Below are 22714 nucleotides of genomic sequence, written 5' to 3'. Positions count from 1 at the left end.
GGGGTGTAAAGGCGGTTGAACGCTTCATCAAAGAAGTGGAGGAGTATGTCAAGGCTGAGGACCCTTGAAGAGGAGAGGCGACGGCCCAGGTCGATGCCCTGGGGGGAGAGGAGGGGGGTGCTGGAGCTTCTACGGGGGCTCCTGCAAGAGCGGGGGAGGTGCTCTTAGCGGTTGTGCACGGGGGGTTTGCGAGCTCAAATATCTTCCGGGATGTTGACGTGGCCGTCTACACAGGGTACGCGGTGAGCTACGACAGCGAGCCCGTGTACGTCGACGAGCTCCGGGAAACCTTGGAAGAGAGGGCTGGCCTCCCCATCGACGTCCAGCTGCTCGACTACGCTCCCCCCTCCTTCAGGCTGGCGGCGCTCAGGGGGATACTGCTCTTCGAGAAAACCTGCGGGTTGAGAGCAACTCTGAGGCTCCACGCAGCTGAAGAGCTCGAAGCACTACAGCTCAAAAGGAGGAAAGCCATGAGCTGGCACCCCCGCCCAAACACGGTGCAGGAAGCCTCACCCCAGAGGTAAGGGAGGGTGCTATGCCTCTACCCCTCCCCGCCCAGGGGCCTGGTTGAGGACGCGAAAGCTTTTCGAGACCGTAGAGGGTTTGGGAGGCCCAGCCAGCTGCCAGGGGCATCAACCAAAGACCTTTCGCGGGAGTGCGGAAAGCGTAAGTTTTCTTACTGTACTCTTCGGAGCGAGGTTGAAATGAGGTCCGTGGCTATTCTTAACGAGCTTGTAGATCATTTTGAAAAATTGGAAGATAAGAGGAATTTCAAGGAGTCGTTGAGCAATTTCACGCATAAAGTAAGATCTGCATGGAAAGATATCATGATGGATACCGAGCTGGCTTTAGAAGATGCCGTCGACCGGGGTTTCTCCCACCAGAGCCTCGACGTCGTTTTCAAATCCTTAGCGCTTCTCGAGTCCCGGTATGCTAGCCAGGCGGCGCAGCCAGCCAGCGAGGTTGATTACCCTACCCGAAGAGCTTTCCGAAAGCTTCTACGAGCTGGACGTTAGGCTGGAAATGAGCGTGGAGATCCTCCTGAAAGCTATCCACCTACTGTACCTTCACTTCCACGACGCATGGTTTCTTCACTCAACATGCTCCTCTACGCTGCGGTGAAGTCGGCCGGAGCGAAGAAGCTGTACTGCCTGGCAGCTGTGGCGCGCTTCCTCAGCGGGCGCGCGGAAGAAGCTCTCGCGCTGGCAGCGTACGCAGCCGAGCTCAAGGTGGGGAAGCCCGGCGCCGAGCCCTGGAAGGACCCCGGAGCCTGGGCCAGGGCCCTCCGCGCCTCCTACTACCTCGACGTAGGCGTGAAAGTCATCCGCGAGATCCTCACCGAGTACAACTTCAAAGATTACTTTGAGTGGTGAGTACGTGGGTTGTCGTCTCGTAATCGACGCTAATCTTCTAGCAGATCACCTAGTTGAAACAAGCGAAGCTCCAACCGCCCAGCTCGTAGAAAAGCTTCTCAAAACGTCAATAGAGGATAAGCTCACCGTACTCCTTCCAGAACTCATACTTATCGAGTGCCGCCGTGCCTTAACCAGAATGGTTATAGTCGAACACATCGCTACAGAAGAGAAGCTTGAGGTTTTAGTTGGTATTTTAAAGGACATCAGAGAATATTTTCAGAGTTTTAAATGCATGATCGTTCAATCCTGGGACTCTAAAATCCTGAAGCGAGCTTCAGGCATCTACCAGCGCTTAAGCACGGTAGGTGAAAAAGACTACTGGAGGAGCCGCCACCAGGATCTCATGATATGGGCAACAGCCGAGAAACACGATGCCTTCTTGCTGGAGCTGAAGGTCAGTAGAAGAATGTGTCGGCCCTGAAGATGTGGAGCGTGAGCGGGTGGAGCTCCTTCACGGATCCCGCCTCCCTACGGATCACCTTGACGCAGCCGTGCCTGATCCACTTCAGCAGCTTCAAAGCCCCTTCAACATCGTAGAAGCGCGCGGAAGCCTGGCGAGCGCTCTCATTACGAACAAGGACGGACTTGAGCGCTTCCTTCAGTTTAATGTACCCGAAGCTCCTCCTCATCTCGTAAGATAAAGTTAGGATGTAGGGGTTTTCAGAGTTCTCAATGCATTGCTGCAGTATACCCTTCGGTACGCTCAGAAGGTACGCGTAAGGATCGAATTTGGAGGAGTGCTTAACTAGTATTCCAAGGCTTTTCGGCACAATAAGGCGCACTTCCCCACTCCCCCAGAGGAGTGAAGCTAGAGTGTTGGATAAACGTTCTCCGAAAGGATACAGGAATACGGATACCGCAGATCTACCCGCAGCTTTCGACGTCTCTACCCCCTCGAGAAAACGATCCAGCGTCATCTCCTCCGCGGAGAACTTCTCCACAACCATCAACCTGGGGCTGGGTAGAGGGAGACGTTTCTCAGCAATCTCGCGTAGCAACTCTTCAACAGTCTTGCGAGCGTTCCCATCTAGCTCCAAGGCCACGTGATCTCCGGAAGGGAGGTAAGGGCCCACTCCATCTGCTCCGCCTGGAGCGCGCTTCTTTAGAAGCTGGGATAGAATCCTGCACGTCTCGATGCTAACAGCTCTAGGTGTCATGAGATATCCCCCTTTCCACACCGGCACAGTGTACCTCTCCCCGATAGCCCTCTTCACAGAGATCTTGCTCCCAATCCTCACCACCCTCCAGTTCTCGCCAGCAAGCCGTATCACCGAGCCCACGCGGATGAAACGGAGGTTAACGGGGTCGATCTCCCCGATTTTTTTCTTCTCATATTCCACGACTACGTGATCTCTTTCAGGAATCATTGAGAAGAAACTGCCGCGACGCTTCCCCTTCCAGATAATCTCAAAGGATTCACCCAGCCTCAGAGTGCTCGCACCGGAGTCGAGGCTGAGCACGTTCCTGCTCATCAGCTCTCTCAAGACTCTCTCCAGAGAGCGCCTCTCGAGCTTCCTGTATGGTTCGACCGCCGTTATCAGCGCGAAGGCTTCGTCCACCCTCGCGGGCACCCTGATGCCCAGCTCGGGCCCCCCTCTTTCCCCGCACCTCTGCCTCTGAAGCGCGATCGCAGTCAGAGTGCGAGCGACGACGTCAAGGCAAGCGGGAAGCTTCACCTCGCCAGCTAGCCTACCTCTGCTCAGCATGCTGAGCAGAGCAAGCGTCTCCAAGATGTCTGATGTCTCCAAGCACAGGACGACGCCCCGCGCCTCCCCTCCAGGCCTGTGGGCACTCCTACCGAGCCTCTGCGCCAGCGCCTCCGGCAGGGACGGAGACCCCACCTGAACAACATTTCCCACACTCCCGATATCTATCCCGAGCTCTAGCGTCCTAGTGCATACAATCGCTCGAAGCTCGCAACCCCTAAACTTACTTTCCACCTCTTGCTTAACCTCAGGGCTCAATGAGCTGTGGTGCACGCCGAAATCACCGATTCCGAGCTTCTCCAAGCTAGCGTGTATCTGCTCGGCTTCAGCTCTGGTGCTAACGAAGACAAGGCTCTTCTCGCTCCCCACGAAATCGCTCAAGGCCCTAGTCGCTTCCACCTCGTCGGCGCTCGGACGGAAGACCACACTGACTCGCATCCTCCTTACCCGTGGATAGCAGATGACTTCGACCGCACCATCAGACCCTCCAAACATTCTGGCGATCCTCGCGGGGTCAGCAACCGTGGCTGAGATAAGCACCCTCTGCAGCCTCCCTATGCCTAGCGAGTACTTCAACCGCTCCAACAGGATGAGCAGCTGATGACCCCTTTTGCTGTCCACCAGCTCGTGAACCTCGTCGATGATGACGTACTTAAGATTCTTCAAGCGTAAGTTGATTTTCCGCGCCCTATCCAGCATCGACTCGAGCGACTCAGGCGTCGTAACCAGCACGGTGGGCGGATTCTCCTCCATCAGCCTCTTCTTCTCTTCCTCCACGTCGGAGTGCCACGCAGACACGCGGCAGTAGAACGGCAGCACCGCCCGCACGTAACTTTCCAGCCTCGCCTCAATGTCGCTGCAGAGAGCTCTCAGGGGGGTAATGTAGAGAACGTGAACGCCGCTGGGCCAACCCTCCCCCTCGCGCTCAGCCCTCTCCTTATCCTCCAGCAGCCTGTGCAGGATCGGGAGGAACGCTGCCTCCGTCTTGCCGGAACCCGTCGGAGCAGTGATGAGGACGCTCCTCCCCTTAAGGATTCGCGGAACCGCCAGAACCTGTATCGGCGTGGGAGCGATACGCTCGAGCCCCCTCACCCTCCTGAACGCCTCCACAACCTCTTTCCTGAGCAGCGTGAACGGGTAGGCATCCCCCTTGAGGAACCTCAGCAGAGACAACCTCGCATCGCAGAGCGCGAGCGAAACCCCGCTTCGAAGCCGGCTCACAAAAGGCTCGAGCAGCACACCAGAGTACCAAGAAATGAACGAAGCCCAAGCCTCTAACCGCTCGAACTTCACGAAAAACAGTCTACTCGCAAAACTTAAAATTTTTCACAACCATCCAGCAAAACAAAACCAAAGCTTCCGACCAGATACGGTCGGGGGACGCCTCCCAAGCCCGCTCGACCGCTTGCGTAATGCCGCGGGACGCCGGAGCCATCACCGGAAAACAGGGCACTCCCTCAGCGGCACCGTCATGAACTCGACTCCACACGGCCCCGACAGAAGCGGAGAGAGCTGCTCACGGCTGCAACTTATATATGCGAAGCTACCCAGGTTTCCTAGAGGCCATGGAGAAGTTCAGCTTGAGGGATTTCGCGAGACTCTTCGAGCTCGAGAAACTCGTGGTTAGAAACTTCAAGTCGCTTCGAAGCTTCGAGCTCTCCTTCCCCACGCGCGTGACAGTCGTCGCCGGGCCCAACGGCTCAGGCAAGACAGCGCTCGTGGAAGCCCTCGAGCTCCTCAAGGACGTCCAGGAGTGGGCGAGAGGCCGCACAGCTAACCCCTTCTCCAAGTGGTGGGGCTACAGGAACGTCGTCTACCAGCACGACGAAACCAGAAGCATCACCATCGGGCTGAAACTGAAGCTAAGCAGAGAGAAGCTCGAAGAGAAGCTGAGAGCCGCAGAGCGGGACAGAGAACTGGAAGCAACCACTGAGGAGGAGGTCCGCTCATCAGCGCGCGATCTCATGGAGCTCCTCGGCAGGGCGCTAAGATTCTTGGGCGCGAACGAGCTATCGGTTTACTACGAGGTCTCCCTGAATGGGCGCCACAAGTTCTCAGCCGAGGACGAGGTCTTCAAGCTCAAGGCAGGGTCATTGAGCGTTGACGGCTCCTTTGCGAAGAAAAAGTTTTCCATCGACATTAACCTTTGCGAACTTCTAAAGCTGGAAAATGCTATCCTTAAGATGAAGTCAGCTTTAAGCGCTGATGCTCCAGACCGGGAGGAGCTCTACCGCCGAGTAGTGGGGATTGTGGAATCCTTGTGCACCGAGGACTGGTTCAGAAGCGTGTATCGCCCGACAATCGAATACAGCGAGCTATTAACTGAAACGCTGGCGTACATCTACGACAGATTTGGGAAAAGTATTAACTGGTATGATACTCTAATAGATATCTTCCAAGAAATGATCACAGATTCTATCCATGAGGCGCTGGAGAAGCGGAAAGAGACCTTGATCAGTTATCTTGGGTCCAACGCGAAGCTTCCCGACCTTTCTAAGGGAGCTGAGAGCATCGGGGGGCTGGTTTTGAAAGCCTTAGCAGAGGTGGCGAGGATGAGTGCCTTCGAGAGTGCTGTGGCAATCACTGGCGCGGCGGTGGGGGTTTGGGAGTTCATAGAGGGGGTAGTCGTCCTGCGGGGAGTCAAGTCCTCCGAGCTGAAAACCCCACAGCCTCTCACCAGGGAGGAAGCGCTGAAGAGCGACGGGTCGAACCTCGCACCCTACCTCTACACAATCACAGAGGGTAGGGTCCCGAGGGAGGTCGAAGGGGCGCTGGAGTACGTTCTCGAGGGCTGCGAGGAGGTGAAGCTGGGCATGCCGGTCACCGACGACGGGAGAGTCTACATCTCGATCCAGGTCGACGGGGTTAAGCTTCTACCGCCCTCGCAGCCCGACGGCGCTCTGAAAGCGCTGCTCGTGGAAGCTGCCCTTCTCTCGAAGCCCTCGGTGATCGCTATAGACGAGTTCGAGAACAGCCTGCACCCCCTAGCCCAGCAGTTCCTTCTCGACGAGGTCAGGAGCAGCGGCGCGTACGCAGTCATCACGACGCACTCGCCCGTCGTCCTGGACTACTTGAAGAGGCTGGACGAGCTCGTCCTCCTGAAGTGGGAGAGGGGCGAAACAAGGGCGCTTAGAGCTAAGTCGCCCGAAGAGCTGAAGAGCTGGCTGGCCGAGCTGGGGCTCACCACCAGCGAGGCCCTCCTCTCCGGCTTAATGCTGGGGAAGCTCGAGTAGGGGTTAAGGGTGCGCTGCAACCTGTACATCGTAATCGATAACACCTACGCGAGGAAGGCGCTTGACGAGCTCTTCAAGCTGCTATCGAGGCTAAGAGAGGAGCAGGGCCTGCAAGTGGAGTGGCCGGTCGCCGAGTACAGGATCTCGCAGCCAGTCAACGCGTGCGACAACAAGCTCGCCAGGTACGTGGAGGGCGCCCTCAAGGAGGGTTACAACCTCATCCTGATAGTGTACGACCTCGAACGGGAAGTTACAGAGGAGCACGTTCAAAGGCACCTAGCCAACCTCAGCGGCGCTGACAAGAGGAAGGTGAAGCAGCTTCCCTCAAAGCCCTGCCACGAGGTATGGCTCTGCGAAGCCATGGAGATCGCCGGCAGCTCATCCCTCCAGCTGTGCGACGAAGCCATCGAGCTGATCAACAGGCGCTTAGGCAGAAGAGGGGGAGAGTACAGGAAAAGCAGATTCCACACACTCCTGACGCAGCACACACTCGAATACATAAAGAGGCACGGAGCCCTACCGGGCTACCTGGCCCGCATAGTAGACGTCGCGAAAACAGGCTGCCAGCAGCGAGCGTAAACCCACAAACCCCCATAGTCCAAAGAGCCCCCTGCAGCTAACAGCAGTGATAAGCAGCGCTGAGCTGAAGTGAAACCAGCCTGCTCCCAAGCTCCTCGCAGCTCCTTCCCACCGTACAGCTCGACGGTCGTCACGGCCCGGAAAACTGCCCATCGCGGAGCACACCTCTCATCCGGTTCGAGGCCCCCCTCTCTGCAGCCTCCCACTCACCCAAGCCAGCTCCCATCGACGCGCTTTCCACGAACTCCCTCCACGTCACTCCCTCCGGCGGCCTCGTGGATCCCACGTACTTCTCTGCGAGCGCCAGGGTGACGTGCCACACCGCAACCCAGACCTTCTCGGCCGCGTCGCAGGGGTCGCCCTCCGACAGGAGCTTCACCGCCCTCCCGTAGTAGCTCCACGCGACCTCTAGGTGCTTCGACAACGCCGTACCCCGCTCCGGGTGGAAACCTCTGAACTCTTCGCCTGACGCCTCACCTGCGATCTGAACTCAATAGCAAACACTGGAACCTAGCGAGGTATTGTAGGGGGCACTTAAAATCCACCGCGTCCACAGTGCACGCTTAAAGCGTAACGAAGCCTTTCTGCCTTTTAAGCAAAGATTAGCTAAGTTTAATGAGAGTACATGTTTTATGATGAGGGATTCGCGGTGCTGAGAGATCAGCTTGATGGAGAGTTAGTGATCGGCGCCGGTCTGATAATGTCGTGCTTCTGCTACTCCATCTTTCGCCTGGATCCCTACATAGGGTGTCAACACTCCTGCTCATACTGTTATACAAAATTTCTTCCTGGGTATAGAAGAAGTTTCAAAGCCATTACGAATTATTCCAGGCTGCTTCGCGCAGCGTTAGAGAAGTGGCGCAGCTCAGGTGTGCCTCTGCCCCCGTTCAGGTTATCGGCTTTAACTGACCCCCTTCCACCAATCGAGGAAAAGCTGGGTATCGCACTGGAGGTTATGAAGGTGGCAAAGAGGCTGGAAATCCCTCTCATTATCTGCACGAAATCGACGTTGATAGCCCGGGGACCATGGCTTGACGCTGTGAAGGAGCTAGTAGGCGAGGGGCTAGCAATCGTCCAACTGAGTATAGCCTTTCTGAACGATGAAGTTGCAAGAAAGCTGGAGAGGGGGGCGCCTCCTCCATCGGAGAGGTTTAAAGCGGCAGAGAAGCTGACAGATGAGCAGATCCCCGTGGTCTTAAGGCTGCAGCCGCTAATCCCCTATCTCAACTCGAGCACAGAATTCCTGGAAGAGTATGCGGATACAGCGCGCTCAGTTGGAGCTAAACACGTGATTCTCGAAGCATTGAGGATTTTGAGCTGGCAAGATCTTGAGTGCTTCAAAGTTGTGATGCCAAAACTTGATTTCACAAGATTAACTAATCCAGCCCTTTGGGAGCTGTACCCATGGGGGGCACACAAGCATCCAAGACGAGAGTGGAGACGGAGCATTTACGAACTTGCTGTTGAAAGACTATCGAGAAGGGGACTTACTATTGGTTTATGCAGAGAGGGGTTTTTTGACCTAAACACGGCGCCGGACTGTTGCGGCATCCATCTATTGCGTGAAAGAATTATGCGCGTTACTCTGCGTGAACAATTTCATGGTTTTCAGCCCGGCTACCGATACATACAGCCCGAAGATGTGGAACATTTACCGCTTCCTGCTGCGAGAAGAAAGCTAAGAAAACACTTTCATTTAGTATATAAAGCGCTGGCAAATAAAGAACTACTTCAAAGGATCTTAGGCTAAGAAAAATATTTATTTTAACGTTTTAAAGACACTGGTGTGGTTCACTTCCGCTCTGCTATCCCTAGTCACCAACTGGATAAGTGGCTTAAAGACCCCGGAGCGATGCTTGACGAAGCTGATTTTTGGGTCTCTGCCGGGTCTCGTGAGCACTGGGAATGGAGCTTGAGGTATGCCCTAGAATACGAGGAAAACCACACTTATTGGGGCTCAAGGATCGATAAGAAACAGTTCCAGGGAATATTCGAAGAAGCTGGAGGAGTTCGAACTTCCTCTGCTAAGCTCTTTGAAGGTATTCTTTTGATGCGTGATAAACCGAACGTAGTGCTCTTCTACGTAACTGGTAGCGGAATCATTGGAGCAGGTTTGGTTATCGAATGTGAATTCGATTTTCTCAACCTATTTTGGCCCGAGGAGAGGAGGAGAGGTGAAGTAGTGTTTCCGTTCAGGTATAAAATGCAGATTCTATGGCTTCACGAGTCTATCCGTACGGGAGCCTGGAGGGGGGATGAGGAGCTTACTAGCTTGCTTAGGAATTACGCTGTAAGCGGTCTTCAGCACGTAGTCGACATAGCTGTAGTTAATAAACTCCGAGAACTGTTAAAGAAACGTCTTAGCCAACCCCCACCGACCGGTCCTCAGCCTCTACCTGTCAGCTGGTTGGATCGATTAAGAGTAGAAGAGATTGAAGAGGGGCTGCGGAATAAAGGGTTAGTAATCCATCAGGATGTACTGTATGAGCTCATCGCCGCGCTTAAAAGTGGGAAGCACGTTATACTCGTAGGACCACCTGGCACTGGAAAAACAATTCTAGTTAAAATGTTAGCAGAAATATATAAAGTGCCGCTTGTTGAGAAGACGGCAACAAGTGAGTGGAGTAGGGTTGACGTTGTAGGCGGCCCCGTGTTCATTGGTGGTAACGTCGTATGGAAATGCGGTGCTCTGCTAGAAGCCATAGCTCGCTGTCATGAAAGCAACGGGTATGGAGCGATCTTACTTATTGATGAGATTAACAGAGCTAACCTCGATAGAGCGTTTGGCGAGTTTTTTACAATATTTGGCACCGCTGATCCGAAAGAGTGGAGAGTGCCTCAGAGTCTCATAGAGGAGATGCGGTCATACGCGGGAGACGGCAAAATAGATAGGTGGGGTTCTTTACTGCTTGAAGTCTACTCGAAGGACAATATGCTTAAAGTTCCTGAGAACCTTCGAGTAATTGCCACAATGAATCTCTATGATAGACGTTACCTCTTCACTTTAGGTTATGCCCTCTTACGGCGCTTTGCCGTAATTGAGGTAAGCAATCCAGATTCAAGCAAGATTCAAGAGATTCTGAGATTATATTGTAAAGATGCTGGAATCATTGAACGTATCCTCGATTTGAATAGCAAACTAAGAGCTGCTGGGCTCGAGTTGGGTGTCGCAATTCTAATAGATGTAGCAAAGATTGCAAGTGAATTAGAAAATCAAGGGATTAATAAGGATGAGGCTCTTGATAATGCTGTAGCGATGATAGTGATCCCTCAACTCGAAGGATTGCCTACTTCCGCCTTAGAGAATATAAGAAAAATTCTAAACGAGATAGATCTAAGAAAATCTGTTAGAACTTTTGATAGTTTCTACCTTAAAGAAATAAATATGTTAAGAGAACTATGAAATTAAATTCAGAAGTTAATTTCATGGCAAACTACGTTCTCACAACGCTCCTCTCCCTCTACAGCAGGCTGAAGCTAGCCGAGCCGTTACGACTACGCGTCTACAGCGACGATCTCGTAATTACGGGTAGCGTAGCAGACGTCGTTAGAGCGCAGAAAACGCTTAGGGAGTTAACATTAGCCGTCAAATCGGCTTTGAAAAGACTACAAGTCCTTATGGCTGAAGAACTAATGCTCGTTAATGTTGATACAATTGCTGGGAGAGTCAACACCCAGTTAGCGGCTAGGCATTTACCCGTCGCAGTCCCGGTAAAAACCACAAGGGTGAGTTACGAGACTCCCGCTAACTTTCTACTTGCTGCCACGATAATTGAAATTGAAACTCGCTTGAAAAGGATACTACAAAACTTGCTCAGTACACGACATACTGGAAGTAACCCACTGGTCGATATAGCCGTCAAACGATTAATCGAGACCATCTCAAGCTATGAGTATCTGCTAAACGAACCCCTACTCCGGCAGTTGATTCCAAAGGCTAGCGTTATCGCTGGCGATGAAAGGCTGCTTAACGAACTGGAAGCTAGGGTGCGCCTCAACGCAGTTATGAGACCGCGTGAGTACCGCGCATACCGCCCTCTACTCAAATTACGTAGAGAGCTGCGTATGAACGTTCACATAATAGAAAAGAACGCAAGAGACTTCGGAGAAAGGTTAGCGTTGAAGCTGCCGGTGAGTAAGCTGTATGAGCTCTACGGTTTTACCCTCCTCCTCGAAGCATTACTGGAAAAAATCTACGACGAGTCATGGAAGATAAATGTGAGTGAGGAGTTCAGAGTTCTCACACTTGAGCGGGGAAACGAACGCGTTCACATATCGTACAACGCGCTACCTCAGGACGTGAATTCAAGACTTGCTACAGCGAAGGCTTTCGGCCTTCTGAGCAATGGCATAGATCAGGCCTTGGTTAAGAAATTGGGCGGCCTTCCCGATACAATTTTATTAATGAAAATTGAAGGTAAAGAGAACCTAGTAGTTGTAGACTATAAGTACACTAGGAGACTAAGCTACCTTGCTGCTTCGCGATTTAAGGCCTTATCATATCTTTATGAATTCTATGCCGATTGCGTAATAATAGTGAGTCCTACAGTCTGGAACACATCTAAAGAAAGTGCAAACCACTCAGTTTTGGAGAGCGAGGAACTAGATGAAGAAGCTCAAGAGCACCTGAGTTTCTATCGGAGCATCAGCGAGCGCGGGGGAGCTTTAATTGAAATAGATTCTAATGGAAAAATGTTAGCAATCGTGTGTGCTGATCCAAATCATAAAGGTGCTGAAAACGCTAAAAAAGCTTTCAAAAAAATCTTTAATGTGCTCCTTGACTGATCATTAATATATTTCTAATACAAAGAAAGCTTTCAGAAGTATTTTTATACTAATTTCTCTATTAATAATTTCAGATTTTCTCTCTATCACTGATGAGTCAAAAGTCGGAGAGAACAGTGCACTTATGAACTGATTCACCAAGCTAGGTGTTCAGAGCTACGCCATGAGGGTTTCCGGCCACTACTACCCTTACCAGCTGAAAAGGATCGTGAGTGTTGTGAAGCCGAGGGACATCGAACTGGTGCACAGCGCTCGAACGAGTATCAGCCACGCATGACGGGCCTCCAGTACTCTGCTGGGTACTCGATGGGCTGGAGGCTTGTCTCGAGGGATGCGCTTGAGCGGCTTGGGGTTCGGGTGCTGCCTGGTCCTCAGAGGCTGGGCGGGGAGGTTGTGGGCGCTCTGAAGGGTCTCCTTCCTGTGCGTGTTTCGCTGTAGCCGGTTGGGGGTTGAAGTCTAGTCTGCATCTTACAGTTTCTCTGGGCTTTTCCTGGCGGAGCGGGGGTGGGCGTGGTGTGGTGCTTAATGGTTTCCGCGCGGGTTCGCCGGGTCTCCCGCCTGAGGGTAGGCTTTTAAGTTAGGGGGGTGACTTGGTTAGGGGGGTAGCTTGGGGTACTTTTCTCCTGAGCCGAAGAGGAGGAGGGAGGATTTCTTCGATATGGAGCGGGAGCTGGAGGCGCTGGACCGGGGGGTTAGGGGCGGTAAGCTGGTGCTGGTTACGGGCCTCCGTAGGTACGGGAAGACTTCCCTCATCCTCACCTACCTGAGTGAGGCGCCTTTCGAGAGCGTTTTCATCGATTGCCGCCTTCTGCCTGAGGGGATGATCTCGCTGAGCTCGTTTCTGAGCCTTCTCGCTGGGGAGCTGGAGCGCAAGAGCTGGGGGCGGAGGATTCTGAGCGATGTCGAGGAGGTTGGGGTGGGAGGTTTCAGGGTGAGGCTGGGGGGTAGGGGTGAGCAAACTCTCCTCGGTATTCTCCACCGGCTTGAGGGTAAGGTGCTGGTGCTCGATGAGGCGCAGGAGTTGAGGAGGTCGGGGTACAGGTTTGACTCCCTGCTGGCCTACATCTACGACCACTTGGACGTGAAGGTGGTTGTTTCGGGCTCGAAGGTCGGCCTGCTCTACAGGTTCCTCCGCTTGAACGATGCTGAGGCCCCGCTCTACGGTAGGCCGTACGTGGAGGTTAAGCTGGGTAGGCTGCCGGCGGACCGGGCCCGGGAGTTCCTGAGAAAGGGGTTCGAGCAAGAGGGCGTAGAGGTGCCGGAGGAGCTGGTCGAGGAGGCGGTGCGGAGGTTCGATGGGGTGATAGGGTGGCTCACCTACTTCGGCTACGCGACGGTGACGGGTGGGGAGCCGATCGACCGGATACTGGATAGGGCGGCCCAGCTGGCCTTGAGCGAGCTGGAGCACGCGCTGAAGATCTACGGGCCCGGTGAGAGGAGGTACAGGGAGATCCTCAGGGTTGTCGCCGCTCTCGGGGAGGCCAGGTGGTCCGAGGTGAGGAGGGGGGTGGAGGCGAGGCTCGGCCGGATCCCCAGCAACACTCTGGCTGCGATGCTCGGGAACCTGGTCGACTCGGGCTTCCTCGAGAAGGGGGTGGGCGGCTACAGGATCGCTGACCCGGTTCTAGAGCACGGGATAAGGAGGTTCTGGTAGCGGGCTTCGTGCTCCGCAGACCGGCTGCCCTACCGTAGGATCTGAGCCTCTAGGCTGATGATTCGCGCGGGAGCTTCTTCTTGATTAGCGTGGCTGCGGCGAGTGCCGCGATCGGGCCAGGATCAATGCTCTGGAGGGTTTCCCGGTTCTAGCGGCGGAGGCTTGGCCTAAGCTGGCACGCTTGCCTGTCCCTGGCACGAATCCGGGGTAGTATTCGGCCGGGGCGTGACCCCTAGCGAGCGGAGCTGCAGGGAGCCTCTCCGCAGCGCTTCTCTTCCTGGCGGCGACCTTGCCGGCTTCGTCCGGCTCTGCAGTGGGTCTCGCCGATCTGACCCGGCTCCGCCCCGCGGCCCTGAAGGTAACTCTCTGTTAGGCGAGCATCGCGCGCTGAGGCTTCCTGGGGGTCTGGGGGTGCGGTTGCTCTCTGCAGGCTGATCGTAGAGAAGGCCTGGGGCCTGAGCCTCTTCTCACCGCTGCTCTCGGCGAGCCGGCTGCTCTCTGAGAAGCTCCTGCAGCTCTCTCGAGGTTTTTCTCCAGCTTTTCACCCCTCTTTCCCTGAGGATGTTGAGGTAGTTGCTCAGCGTTTCCCAGCTTGATTTTTCGAGCAGCTTGGGTACTATCTCGTAGCGGGCTGGGTGCTTGAAGTAGACTAGGTCGATAGCCGTCTTCTCGGGGTCTGAAACCCTCACTTCCTCGCCCAGCTCCTCGACAGGGATGTACGTGTAGCCGAAGTACATTTTCTCCGAGATCTTTCTCAGGATAACCTTGTAGCCTGCAATCTCGCGCACTCCACCTCTCACGGTTGACGAGACGCAGGGTGAGAGGATGACCACGGCTGTCACCTGGTTCCAGGCTCCGTGCAGGAAGGCGGCCGCGCCTAGCCCGACGTAGGCTTTCGGTAGGGCTTTCACCGCCAGGTAGGGGGATTTCTTGAAGGAGTAGACTCCCTTGAAGACTTCGACGACCTCTCCCCTCTTCTTCAGGTTGTAGATGAAGGTTTTCGCGTAGCTCCTCCCTACGATCGACTCCACCGCCCTGTACGTGAAGAGTGTCGAGCTGCGCAGCAGCTCCAGCTGCCTAGTGTACTTCCTGCGAGGCAGCTCTCCTCACCTTCTCTACAACCGTCTTGAAGCTGGGAGCCCTACCGGCGAGGATCAGCTCGTCCAGGAGGCTGTAATCCCCGGGCGGCTCGGCGAGCGCGGCGAGGAGGGGTCGGGCGGCGCTCCTCCTTCTCTCCGTGTCTTCGCAGAAGTCCAGCATGTAGTAGACGTCGTAGAGATCCCTAGCTTTACGCCTGTCGAGGTAGGCTGAGGCCTTCTCCTCGAGCAGGGCGCAGGGGGAGAGGGCTCTGACAACCAGCTTCGTCCCATCCACGAGCCAGTACTCCGCCTCCACTGCATCCACCTCTCTTGAGGGGCGTGCAGCTTCTACTTCCACAGTTTCTCTATCGCTGACGCGGAGGTATAAGTATCCGGGCACCGTGCTGGAGTGGGGGAGGTTGAAGCTCCTGGAGAGCACCTCCGGTATGCTCTCGGGCTGCGGGCAGTAGAGGTCTATGTCGTAAGAGAACCTCTTACCACCGTACACCCTCCAGACAGCTGTACCACCCCTCAGGACGAAATCCACGTGCTTGGAAAGCTCCACGATCACAGCGTCCTGGAGTTCAGCTATCCGCAGCATCTTTCCTCTCAAAATGCGGATGAGCGGGATCCTGGAAGCCATTTCCACAGACTTAGGTTACAAAAGTATATAACCTTAATCCACCATAAACCGACCGGTAGCGGGGCGCCGCGCTACGGCAGCTGCTCGCTGAGCTTCTGGGGCGGGAGCTCTGCCCCGGCAGCATCTCGGAGTGAGCGCCTTGGGGTGGGTTCACGCTGCTGTCTCGGCCTGGGGCTGCGCGGCTTCTCAGCTCTGCCTGCTCTCGGTGCTCACTGGAGGGGGTCGAGGACGGGGGTTTTGCCGAACATTCCTAGGTCGACTTCTTCGCCGGGCTCGGCGTCTACTAGGATGAGCCGCATTCCGAGCTTCCGGTTCTTCACGGCGTGGGCTGCGGCGAGGTCCCTCATCAACCCTTTGAGGATGGAGTCCTCGGCTGTGGAGGGGATGGGGACCATGTCGAGGCCTGCAACGCAGGTGAATGTGGCGGCGACGAGGTCTCGAAGCCTCAGCTGGCCGACTGCGGCGAGCTCTTTGAGCCTCGCGTCCTCTGCTAGAGGGAGCATTACCTCGTTGAAGCCTACTGCTTCGAGCGTGGAGGCGGTGCTGCTGAGCGCTGTGTTGACTAGGTGCAGCACGCCCTGGGTGCCGGGGCTGAAGAGGGGGAGCCCGAGGAGCTTCTCGAGGAGGGCTGCGACGCTCTCCCTCTCCCAGGGCGAGAGGGAGAGGTCGATGCCCAGCAGCTTCAGGCTCGAGCCTGCTGCCTCGCGCGCCTCGTGGGCTAGCCTGTAGGCTTCGAGCGCTACGCTGCGCAGCGCTTCGGGCAGGCTCTTGCCTCTCTCGAGCTCCTCGGCGACGTGGTTAGGGTAGAGGAGGCTGAGGGTGAAGCCCTCCCCTTCGCTCGTGGTGGCCGGGAAGTAGGCTGTCACGGGCGCTCCGCCGAAAGCTACGGCGAACCTGGAGCCAGCGGCCCAGCCTGCCTCTTCGGGTAGCTTGCGCAGCGCTTCCACGATCGCGTTCTCGAGAGCGGTGCTGTAGGGCGCTGAGAAGTACGCTCGCTCGTAGCTTGCCGCGAGCTCGGCGAGAAGGCTGGGCTCTAGGCTCGAGAGGGGGAAGGCTACGTAGCCCGCGGTTCTCCTAGCCTCCTCGTAGAAGGCTTCCACGTACTTCTCGAGGCTTACCCCGAGAGCTTCAGCAGCCTCGCGAGCGGGGGGTGAGACGGCGCGGACCGTCCAGACTTCCCTCCTCTTGGAGAGCTCGCGCGCCAGCTCCCCGGCCTCGCCGACCCTCAGCTGCGAGATGTAGCTGTCGAGGTCGCCTCGGGGGAGCGGCGCGTGGTAGGCTAGCGCTCGGAAGCGGTACACGAGCGCCCTTAAAGCCGGGGGAGGTATTTTAAGGCTCTGCGCCGCGCGCCCTCGGAGGCCCGGCCTGGTTAAAGCTCTTTACTTTTAAGCGGGCTGCGAGGCTACTCGAGTAAAAAGTCGGCTGAAGATTTTTTAGCATGCGCGGAAAGCTGAAGCGGTGAGTGGGGGATTTGAGGCTGGTCGAGCTCCACGACTACCGGGGTGTTCTCGAGAGGCTGGAGCCGCGGGAGCAGGTTGAGAGGCTCTTCCGCGTTCGGAGCGAGAGGCTTCTGAGGGACGTGGCGATCGTGGCTTCGGTGGCTGAGCCCAGCTCGCTTTTCGTCCACACGGGGTCGCCTGCGGACAGGGAGTACGTGAGGAGGAGGGCGCTGGAGAGGGGTGAGGAGCTGCCGTCCAGGATCCCTCTGCACACGGTGCACTTCGACGGGCCCAGGGACCTGGCTAGGGATAAGGTGAACACGAGGATACTGGTGCCGGGAGGGCGCGGCGTGCCTCTGATCAACACCATGGACCGGGCTGCGGGCCTCCGGGAGCTCGCGGAGCTTATGCGGGGGGTTATGCGCGGGAAGGAGATGTTCGTCTCGTTCTACCTCTACGGGCCCCGCGGCTCTCCTTTCTCGCTGTACGGGGTGCAGATCACCGACTCGGCTTACGTGATCCACAGCGAGGACATCCTGTACCGCAGCTGCTACGAGGAGTTCACCGAGCGCGCTGACATCGAGTACATGCTTTTCGTGCACTCCGCGGGCGAGAGGGACGAGAACGGGTGGAGCCGGAGCACCGAGAAGAGGAGAATCTACATCGACTTGGAGGGGAACGCTACCTACAGCGTGAACACCCAGTACGCGGGCAACACCGTGGGTTTGAAGAAGCTGGCCTTGAGGCTGGCGGTCTACAAGGGCTTCAGGGAGGGGTGGCTCGCGGAGCACATGTTCATCGTGGGGGTGCGCGGCCCGGGGGGCAGGGTGACGTACCTCACGGGCGCTTTCCCCGCGGGCTGCGGCAAGACTTCCACGGCGATGGTCGCGGACACTGTTGTGGGAGACGACCTGGCGATCATCCACAGCGTTGACGGGGTGGCGAGAGCTATCAACCCGGAAGTGGGGATGTTCGGGATAATCGATGACGTGAACCCGAGGGACGACCCCGACATATACCGGATCCTGACGGACCCCAGCGTCGAGGTTATCTTCGCTAACGTCCTCTTGACGGAGGACGGCGAGGTCTGGTGGCGCGGCAAGCCCAGCAGCCCCCGGAGGGGGGTGAACTACGCTGGCCCCTGGTGGCCGGGAAAGCTCGACGAGAGCGGGAGGGAGGTGCTGCCCTCGCACCCTAACGGCCGGTTCACGGTCAGCATCCGGCACCTGGGCAGCGTAGACCCGGCGATCGACGACCCGGCCGGTGTCCCCGTCTCAGGCTTCCTTTTCGGCGGCAGGGATCCCGACACGTGGCCTCCAGTGCAGGAGGCTTTCGACTGGTTCCACGGTATCGTAACGATGGGCGCATCCCTGGAGTCGGAGCGTACCGCGGCTGTCCTCGGGAGGGCGGGGGAGATGGAGTTCAACCCTTACGCGATCCTCGACTTCCTCTCGATCTCCCCCGGGGCTTTCACGGAGCTGCACTTCAGGTTTGCTGAGAAGCTTAGAGCCGCGCCGCGTATCTTCGCGGTGAACTACTTCCTGAGGGGTAGGGATGGCCGCTACCTCACCGAGAAGCTGGACAAGAAGGTTTGGCTGAAGTGGATAGAGCTGCGCTGCCACGGCGACTTGGGTGCCGTTAGAACGCCTGCCGGGCTCATCCCGGTGTACGAGGACCTCCGAAAGCTCTTCGACGAGGTTCTCGGCAAGAGCTTCAGCGAGGAGCTCTACAGGGAGCTCTTCGCCGTGAGGGTGCCGCAGCACCTCGCTAAAATAGAGCGCGTCTACTCGATATACCGCGGCATACCCGACACGCCTCCCCTACTCTTCCGGATCCTCGAGGAGCAGAAGAGGAGGCTGGAGGAAGCGCGCCAGCGCTACGGCGAGCGTATCGACCCGTTCACCCTCGACCGCTCCTGAGGCGACCGCGGGCGCTCCGCAAGCTCAGTGGTGATGGTGGTGATGAAAGTGGTGGTGATGGTGGTGGCTGTAGTCTTCTGTCACTTCCCTGAGGGAGCCCTGCTTGTACGCTTCGATAGCTTCCCTGACTGTGCTCCCAGCTGCCCTCAGGACTAGAACCCCCGCGCTCCTAAGGGTGCTGAGCGCCCCGGGCCCTATCTCGTGGGTAACCACGACGTCGGGTTTGAGCTGTAGCACGAAATCTACTGGGCGCCCCGACCCCCCGAAGTGCTCGCTTCTGTTAGCCCTCTCTACCACCTCGGAGATGCTGCCGTCCTCGTCTAGCTCGACAGCGATAAAGAAGGGGGCTCTCCCGAAGTGCTCTGAGAGCCTCGAGTCGAGGCCCCTGCTCTCCTCAGCTGGGAAAACTATCCTCTTCTTCAACTCCTCACCCCCCTCTCGGGCGCGGAGCCGCTAATTAGCTTTACCGCGCCCTGTGCGCTGCGAGAAGGGGTGAGGGACACTTCGGGGTGGAAGAGGCTTGGGTTCCGCTAGCCCGCGGAGCTTGGGCTCCGCGGGTTAGAGGCAGACCGGCACGTAGCGGCACTCCTTGCAGACTTTGTTAGCGCTCGCGTGGAGGTTCCAGATGGAGTCCGAGGGGCCCCGGACGTAGAGCATTTCGACGCAGCACCCGGCCTTGGTGTGCAGGTGGGAGCGGCTCACGATGAGCGGCCCGCTGCTCTCGAGAAGCTCGTCAACCTCGCTCTTATCGCTTGAAGAGTAGCTGAGGATCAGCACTCCCTCGCACTCGTGAGGCCTGGTGAAGTGCAGCTGCCCTGCCAGGTACTCTCTAGTGGCTAGCGCGATCAGCCTCGAGCGGTCTACCCCCAGCCCCTTCGCGACCCCGTCGAGCAGCTCGAACGTTTCCTTGTCAAGCGATACGCCGAACCTCTTCTTCCTGGTCACCTCCCACCACCCAGCGCGAGTGCTGCGAGGTAGAAGGCGAGCAGCACGAAGCCCGTCATCGCTGCTGGCGCGATGTTCAGCAGGATGGAGAGGGCTAGCCCGAGAGCGCTCGCCGAGAGCGAGAACACTACGCTCAGCAGATAGAACTCTCTCGCGCTTCTCGCGATGATTGCCGCGGCTGCACCGGGCATGAGGAGCACGACGTGCTCTAGGACGAAGCCCACGATCTTCAGCAGGCCGACCGCGGTCACCGTCAGCAGGGAAGCGAGAAGGTAGTTGTGCAGGTTCACTTTGATCCCCGAGGATGCCGCGAACTCGCTATCCATCCCTATGCTGACCTCTACGAGGATGAGCCTGCTCGTCAGAGCCACCGTGAGAACCCCCATGGCGGCCGCTATGGCCGCATCCTCCCACGTGGACAGCAGCGGGTCGCCGAGGATGTAGGACCACAGGCTCACTCTCGCCGGGTAGTTCGTGAGAACGTAGTAGACCGCAGCCACGCTCCCGGAGACGGTGAAGGCCACGAAAGCCGAGGTCGCGCTATCCTCGCTGACACCCCTGTGGACGAAGTACATGAGCATGGCTGAGAGCGGCAGGCTGAAGGCTACGGCCCAGAGAGCCGGGTGCCCCCCGACCGCTACGGAGGCTATGTACCCGAGCGTGACCGAGAGGAGAGCGGAGTGCGGCAGCGATGCGGCGAAGTAGCTGAGCCTTCTCGCCTGGATTAGCGGGCTTAGGGAGCCGAAGGCGGCAGCGCTCCCCAGCATCACGAGAACCCAGCGCGGATCGATGTACGTGGCCAGCATCTACGCCACCACGTGCAGGCACTTCTCGATCAGGAGGACGTCCGACCCGTAGGCAGCTCTGAGGAGGTCGAGCTTGAAGACGTCTCTCGGGCTCCCCACCGCCTTAACCCCCCTGTTAAACACGATGATGGTCTTGCTCCTGCTGAGGAACAGCACCGGGTCGTGAGTAGTGACGAGAACCAGCTTGCTCTTAGACAGCTCCGCTATGAGGTCCACTAAGCCCTCCCTCCCCCTAGGGTCGATGCCGGAGAGAGGCTCATCCATGAGGAGTATGGGAGTGCTCCTGGCTAGCGCCCGGGCAATCAGCACGCGCTGCAGCTGGCCGCCGCTCATCGCGCTCAGCCTCTTAGAGGCGAGGCTCTCAGCCCCCACAGCCTTTAGCGCTTCGAGCGCCCGCGCGGCACGCTCCGAGCCTTTGAAGCGTGTAGCGATCGCCGCCTCTACAGCCTCTAGACCCGTCATCGGGATATCCTTCCTCACCGCTGAGAGCTGCGGGACGTAGCTCGCGTGCACACCAGCTCTTACGGGGTCGCCCGTCACATCCTCCCCGTTGAGCAGGACGCGGCCCTTCGAGGGCTTCAGGATACCGAGTATCAGCTTGAACAGCGTCGTTTTTCCGGAGCCGTTCGGCCCCAGCACTGTGACGAGGCCTGGCCCCGCTATGCTGAAGCTCTCACCCGCGAGTATCGCGTCGCTGTCGTAGGCGAACGAGACTTCTTCAACAGCTACGGACGGGCTGTGCACACCAGGCACATTGCTAACTGGCGGGATCACGTATAAACCTTACCTTCTGTGCACAGCTCTGGGAAGGCTTTCCCGAGAAGGTGTGCACAAGATTTATATCCCTCGAGAAGAATGATCCTCGACCTGTATGAGAAAAAGGGTACTCCTCGCAGTGCTAGCTGCAGCTGCAGTAGCGCTGAGCCTGCTCCTCTACCTCGCGCCGCCACCGCCCCGAGAGGGGGTGGGGGGACTCAGGGTCGCTGTGACCTTCCCCTCGCTTTACGAGGACGTGAAAGCGCTTCTCTGCGAGGGTGATGCTGTCGTTTCGATCGCGCCGCCGGGCGTGGACCCTCATGAGTACCAGCTTTCGCCGAAGGATGTAGAACTCCTGAAGAGCAGCAACCTCATCGTCTCGACGGGCCACGCGCCCTTCGAGGAGAGAATCGCTGAAATGGCGAGCAGGGGAGAGCTTGAAGGGGTGCTCGTAGTCATCCCAGAGCTTCCGGGCTTGAGGATAGCTAAGAACCCTGCAACCGGGCTACCGAACCTCCACATGCCTATCTACGACCCTGAAAACTTCAGAGTTTTCCTGAAGCTCCTGGTCGAAGCGATGGTGAAGCTTCGGCCGGGCTGCGCCGAAGTGTACAGAGCGCGGGAGAAGGCTGTCGAGGAGGAGGTGGCCAGGCTGATGCTTCAGGCTCCGCGGCTCAACACATCAGCTGTCGCTCTATCCCCTGTGGTTCAGTACGCTGTAGAGTGGATGGGGGTGAGAGTAAAGTACCTGCTCATCAAGGAGCATGATCTCCCTGCTTCACCCGAAGACATAGCGGCTGTTGAGCGGGCTCTCTCCAGGGGGGAGGTGGCCCTGATAGTCTCGGTGGCTGGGAGGGAGGACACCCCCTTGGGCCGTAAGGCGAGCGAGCTGGCGAGCAAGTACGGTGTGCCGATCATCTACGTGCCGTCCGGCGACGCGCCTCAAAGCACGCTCTCGAAGATCAGGCAAGCTGTGGAGGAAGTGGGAAAGGTAGCTGGCAGGATCGGCGCAGGGGGTTGAGCTCGCGAGCGGTCTCCGCTCTGGGCTCGGCGCCTCAATTGCGGGTTTCTTCTCAATTTTTTAACTAAACTTAATTTTTTCAAGCTTGGTAATGCTTATATGGGGTGCTGGCGCGCGATAATTGAGGCTTATGGGTAGAGTGACGACGATCACGGTCTCTGCAGAGACGAAGGAGCTGCTCGAGAAGCTGAAGGGGGGCAAGACGTGGGAAGAGTTCCTGCGCAGCCTGGCGGAGGAGATGCTGAGGGAGAGGAGGGAGAGAGTCAGGGAGAGGCTGGGCGAGCTTCTGGAAGCGGAGTTCGAGGAAGTCAGGGTGAGGAGGTGGGCTCGCGAGTACTAGTAGACACAGACTACTTGATCGACTACGTCAGGAGGCGTGCGGAGCTGCCCGAAGGGCAGTGGTTCATCTCGGAGATCACGCTCTACGAGTTCACTCGCGGTACCAGGGACCCTGCTGAGGCGAAGAAGCTTCTCGAAGAGGAGTTCACCATAATCTACCACGACAACGAGATCATCGAGAGAGCGGCGGGGATCTGGAGGAAGCTGCGCGGTGCCGGCCTCCTGGTGGACGATAGAGACCTCTTAGTCGCTGCGGTAGCGATAGCCAGGAAGCTGCCCCTGCTCACGAGGAACGTTAAGCACTTTGAGCGTTTCAGACCCCTCGGCTTGGAGCTGCACCCTATCAGCTTAGCGGGCAGCCTCACAGGGAGGCGGGAGGGCTGAGGGGGCCCCCT

25 protein-coding genes are annotated in these 22714 nt (G+C 57.3%); 16 read left to right on the top strand and 9 right to left on the bottom strand.

Translation table 11 applies throughout. The features are described from left to right. The first annotated feature begins 45 nt into the window (after positions 1-45). From QXU72_03250 to QXU72_03230, 5 genes are all read left to right on the top strand, one after another. A complete protein-coding gene (locus QXU72_03250; GenBank protein ID MEM0494272.1) occupies positions 46-168 on the top strand; it encodes a hypothetical protein in 123 nt (40 codons plus the stop codon). Positions 169-173: 5 nt separating this feature from the next. Beyond that, positions 174-524: a hypothetical protein gene (locus QXU72_03245; protein ID MEM0494271.1), complete on the top strand. Its 351-nt coding sequence runs from the start codon at positions 174-176 to the stop codon at positions 522-524. Between the two features lie 406 nt (positions 525-930). Beyond that, positions 931-1122, top strand: coding sequence for a hypothetical protein (locus QXU72_03240; protein ID MEM0494270.1), 192 nt, complete (start codon positions 931-933; stop codon positions 1120-1122). Further along, positions 1083-1373: a hypothetical protein gene (locus QXU72_03235; GenBank protein ID MEM0494269.1), complete on the top strand. Its 291-nt coding sequence runs from the start codon at positions 1083-1085 to the stop codon at positions 1371-1373. The genes QXU72_03240 and QXU72_03235 overlap by 40 nt, the downstream gene beginning before the upstream one ends. Continuing rightward, positions 1363-1836 carry a hypothetical protein gene (locus tag QXU72_03230; protein ID MEM0494268.1) on the top strand — a complete coding sequence of 158 codons (474 nt, stop codon included), beginning with the start codon at positions 1363-1365 and terminating at the stop codon, positions 1834-1836. The genes QXU72_03235 and QXU72_03230 overlap by 11 nt, the downstream gene beginning before the upstream one ends. Here the strand turns inward: QXU72_03230 and QXU72_03225 are convergent. After that, entirely contained in the window at positions 1811-4414 is a 2604-nt protein-coding gene (locus QXU72_03225) for a DEAD/DEAH box helicase (GenBank protein ID MEM0494267.1), read from the bottom strand. The genes QXU72_03230 and QXU72_03225 overlap by 26 nt on opposite strands. Before the next feature lie 272 nt (positions 4415-4686). Between QXU72_03225 and QXU72_03220 the strand changes: the two genes are divergently transcribed. Together QXU72_03220 and QXU72_03215 are read left to right on the top strand one after the other, a co-directional pair. Further along, positions 4687-6354, top strand: coding sequence for an AAA family ATPase (locus QXU72_03220; protein MEM0494266.1), 1668 nt, complete (start codon positions 4687-4689; stop codon positions 6352-6354). A gap of 9 nt (positions 6355-6363) precedes the next feature. After that, complete coding sequence (locus tag QXU72_03215; GenBank protein MEM0494265.1) at positions 6364-6933, top strand: hypothetical protein; 570 nt, start codon at positions 6364-6366, stop codon at positions 6931-6933. A gap of 130 nt (positions 6934-7063) precedes the next feature. Here QXU72_03215 and QXU72_03210 read toward each other — a convergent pair whose 3' ends face one another. After that, positions 7064-7357 (bottom strand): PaREP1 family protein, encoded by a 294-nt coding sequence (locus QXU72_03210; GenBank protein MEM0494264.1) that lies wholly within the window; start codon positions 7355-7357, stop codon positions 7064-7066. A gap of 201 nt (positions 7358-7558) precedes the next feature. Between QXU72_03210 and QXU72_03205 the strand changes: the two genes are divergently transcribed. The 5 genes from QXU72_03205 (at position 7559) to QXU72_03185 (ending at position 13372) form a co-directional block, all read left to right on the top strand. After that, on the top strand, positions 7559-8683 hold the full coding sequence (locus tag QXU72_03205; GenBank protein MEM0494263.1) for a radical SAM protein: 1125 nt from the start codon (positions 7559-7561) through the stop codon (positions 8681-8683). A 36-nt stretch (positions 8684-8719) separates the two neighbouring features. Continuing rightward, positions 8720-10336, top strand: a complete 1617-nt coding sequence (locus QXU72_03200) for a MoxR family ATPase (protein ID MEM0494262.1) — start codon at positions 8720-8722, stop codon at positions 10334-10336. Between the two features lie 23 nt (positions 10337-10359). Continuing rightward, positions 10360-11718: a hypothetical protein gene (locus QXU72_03195; GenBank protein MEM0494261.1), complete on the top strand. Its 1359-nt coding sequence runs from the start codon at positions 10360-10362 to the stop codon at positions 11716-11718. Between the two features lie 273 nt (positions 11719-11991). Then, positions 11992-12156: a hypothetical protein gene (locus QXU72_03190; protein MEM0494260.1), complete on the top strand. Its 165-nt coding sequence runs from the start codon at positions 11992-11994 to the stop codon at positions 12154-12156. A gap of 169 nt (positions 12157-12325) precedes the next feature. Then, a complete protein-coding gene (locus tag QXU72_03185) occupies positions 12326-13372 on the top strand; it encodes an ATP-binding protein (protein ID MEM0494259.1) in 1047 nt (348 codons plus the stop codon). A gap of 467 nt (positions 13373-13839) precedes the next feature. Here the strand turns inward: QXU72_03185 and QXU72_03180 are convergent, their stop codons facing one another. The 3 genes from QXU72_03180 to QXU72_03170 form a co-directional block, all read right to left on the bottom strand. Beyond that, positions 13840-14436, bottom strand: a complete 597-nt coding sequence (locus QXU72_03180; GenBank protein MEM0494258.1) for a hypothetical protein — start codon at positions 14434-14436, stop codon at positions 13840-13842. Between the two features lie 13 nt (positions 14437-14449). Further along, a complete protein-coding gene (locus QXU72_03175; GenBank protein MEM0494257.1) occupies positions 14450-15094 on the bottom strand; it encodes a nucleotidyl transferase AbiEii/AbiGii toxin family protein in 645 nt (214 codons plus the stop codon). Positions 15095-15303: 209 nt separating this feature from the next. Then, on the bottom strand, positions 15304-16395 hold the full coding sequence (locus tag QXU72_03170) for a DUF711 family protein (GenBank protein MEM0494256.1): 1092 nt from the start codon (positions 16393-16395) through the stop codon (positions 15304-15306). A 161-nt stretch (positions 16396-16556) separates the two neighbouring features. Here QXU72_03170 and QXU72_03165 point away from each other — a divergent pair, with 161 nt between their 5' ends. Further along, positions 16557-18452: a phosphoenolpyruvate carboxykinase (GTP) gene (locus QXU72_03165; GenBank protein MEM0494255.1), complete on the top strand. Its 1896-nt coding sequence runs from the start codon at positions 16557-16559 to the stop codon at positions 18450-18452. A gap of 24 nt (positions 18453-18476) precedes the next feature. Here the strand turns inward: QXU72_03165 and QXU72_03160 are convergent, their stop codons facing one another. The 4 genes from QXU72_03160 to QXU72_03145 all read right to left on the bottom strand — a co-directional run bounded on the left by QXU72_03160 (position 18477) and on the right by QXU72_03145 (position 20947). Then, positions 18477-18875 carry a NifB/NifX family molybdenum-iron cluster-binding protein gene (locus QXU72_03160; GenBank protein MEM0494254.1) on the bottom strand — a complete coding sequence of 133 codons (399 nt, stop codon included), beginning with the start codon at positions 18873-18875 and terminating at the stop codon, positions 18477-18479. 135 nt (positions 18876-19010) lie between these two features. Beyond that, positions 19011-19397, bottom strand: a complete 387-nt coding sequence (locus QXU72_03155; protein MEM0494253.1) for a hypothetical protein — start codon at positions 19395-19397, stop codon at positions 19011-19013. Then, positions 19394-20203 carry a metal ABC transporter permease gene (locus tag QXU72_03150; GenBank protein ID MEM0494252.1) on the bottom strand — a complete coding sequence of 270 codons (810 nt, stop codon included), beginning with the start codon at positions 20201-20203 and terminating at the stop codon, positions 19394-19396. The genes QXU72_03155 and QXU72_03150 overlap by 4 nt, the downstream gene beginning before the upstream one ends. Further along, the gene (locus QXU72_03145) at positions 20204-20947 is read right to left on the bottom strand and encodes a metal ABC transporter ATP-binding protein (protein MEM0494251.1); all 744 of its coding nucleotides are present in this window, start codon (positions 20945-20947) and stop codon (positions 20204-20206) included. Positions 20948-21074: 127 nt separating this feature from the next. On the opposite strand from QXU72_03145, the gene QXU72_03140 reads away from it, so the two are divergent. The 3 genes from QXU72_03140 (at position 21075) to QXU72_03130 (ending at position 22703) form a co-directional block, all read left to right on the top strand. Beyond that, positions 21075-21980 (top strand): zinc ABC transporter substrate-binding protein, encoded by a 906-nt coding sequence (locus tag QXU72_03140; protein ID MEM0494250.1) that lies wholly within the window; start codon positions 21075-21077, stop codon positions 21978-21980. A gap of 130 nt (positions 21981-22110) precedes the next feature. Continuing rightward, the gene (locus QXU72_03135) at positions 22111-22320 is read left to right on the top strand and encodes an antitoxin VapB family protein (GenBank protein ID MEM0494249.1); all 210 of its coding nucleotides are present in this window, start codon (positions 22111-22113) and stop codon (positions 22318-22320) included. Then, positions 22302-22703, top strand: coding sequence for a type II toxin-antitoxin system VapC family toxin (locus QXU72_03130; protein MEM0494248.1), 402 nt, complete (start codon positions 22302-22304; stop codon positions 22701-22703). Before QXU72_03135 ends, QXU72_03130 begins: the two co-directional genes overlap by 19 nt. Positions 22704-22714: the final 11 nt, after the last annotated feature.

Origin of the sequence: Thermofilum sp. (genome assembly GCA_038741495.1) — an archaeon.
Lineage (GTDB): Archaea > Thermoproteota > Thermoprotei > Thermofilales > Thermofilaceae > Thermofilum.
The sequence above is the reverse complement of the archived record's forward strand: the minus strand, read 5'-3'. Positions and strand labels throughout refer to the sequence as shown.

Excerpts from the sequence above, each read along its gene's own strand:
- QXU72_03250 (MEM0494272.1), top strand. The coding sequence starts at position 46 with ATGTCAAGGCTGAGGACCCTTGAAGAGGAGAGGCGACGGCCCAGGTCG.
- QXU72_03240 (MEM0494270.1), top strand. The coding sequence starts at position 931 with ATGCTAGCCAGGCGGCGCAGCCAGCCAGCGAGGTTGATTACCCTACCC.
- QXU72_03235 (MEM0494269.1), top strand. The coding sequence starts at position 1,083 with ATGGTTTCTTCACTCAACATGCTCCTCTACGCTGCGGTGAAGTCGGCC.
- QXU72_03220 (MEM0494266.1), top strand. The coding sequence starts at position 4,687 with ATGGAGAAGTTCAGCTTGAGGGATTTCGCGAGACTCTTCGAGCTCGAG.
- QXU72_03205 (MEM0494263.1), top strand. The coding sequence starts at position 7,559 with ATGTTTTATGATGAGGGATTCGCGGTGCTGAGAGATCAGCTTGATGGA.
- QXU72_03195 (MEM0494261.1), top strand. The coding sequence starts at position 10,360 with ATGGCAAACTACGTTCTCACAACGCTCCTCTCCCTCTACAGCAGGCTG.
- QXU72_03190 (MEM0494260.1), top strand. The coding sequence starts at position 11,992 with ATGACGGGCCTCCAGTACTCTGCTGGGTACTCGATGGGCTGGAGGCTT.
- QXU72_03175 (MEM0494257.1), bottom strand. The coding sequence starts at position 15,094 with ATGGCTTCCAGGATCCCGCTCATCCGCATTTTGAGAGGAAAGATGCTG.
- QXU72_03150 (MEM0494252.1), bottom strand. The coding sequence starts at position 20,203 with ATGCTGGCCACGTACATCGATCCGCGCTGGGTTCTCGTGATGCTGGGG.
- QXU72_03140 (MEM0494250.1), top strand. The coding sequence starts at position 21,075 with ATGAGAAAAAGGGTACTCCTCGCAGTGCTAGCTGCAGCTGCAGTAGCG.
- QXU72_03135 (MEM0494249.1), top strand. The coding sequence starts at position 22,111 with ATGGGTAGAGTGACGACGATCACGGTCTCTGCAGAGACGAAGGAGCTG.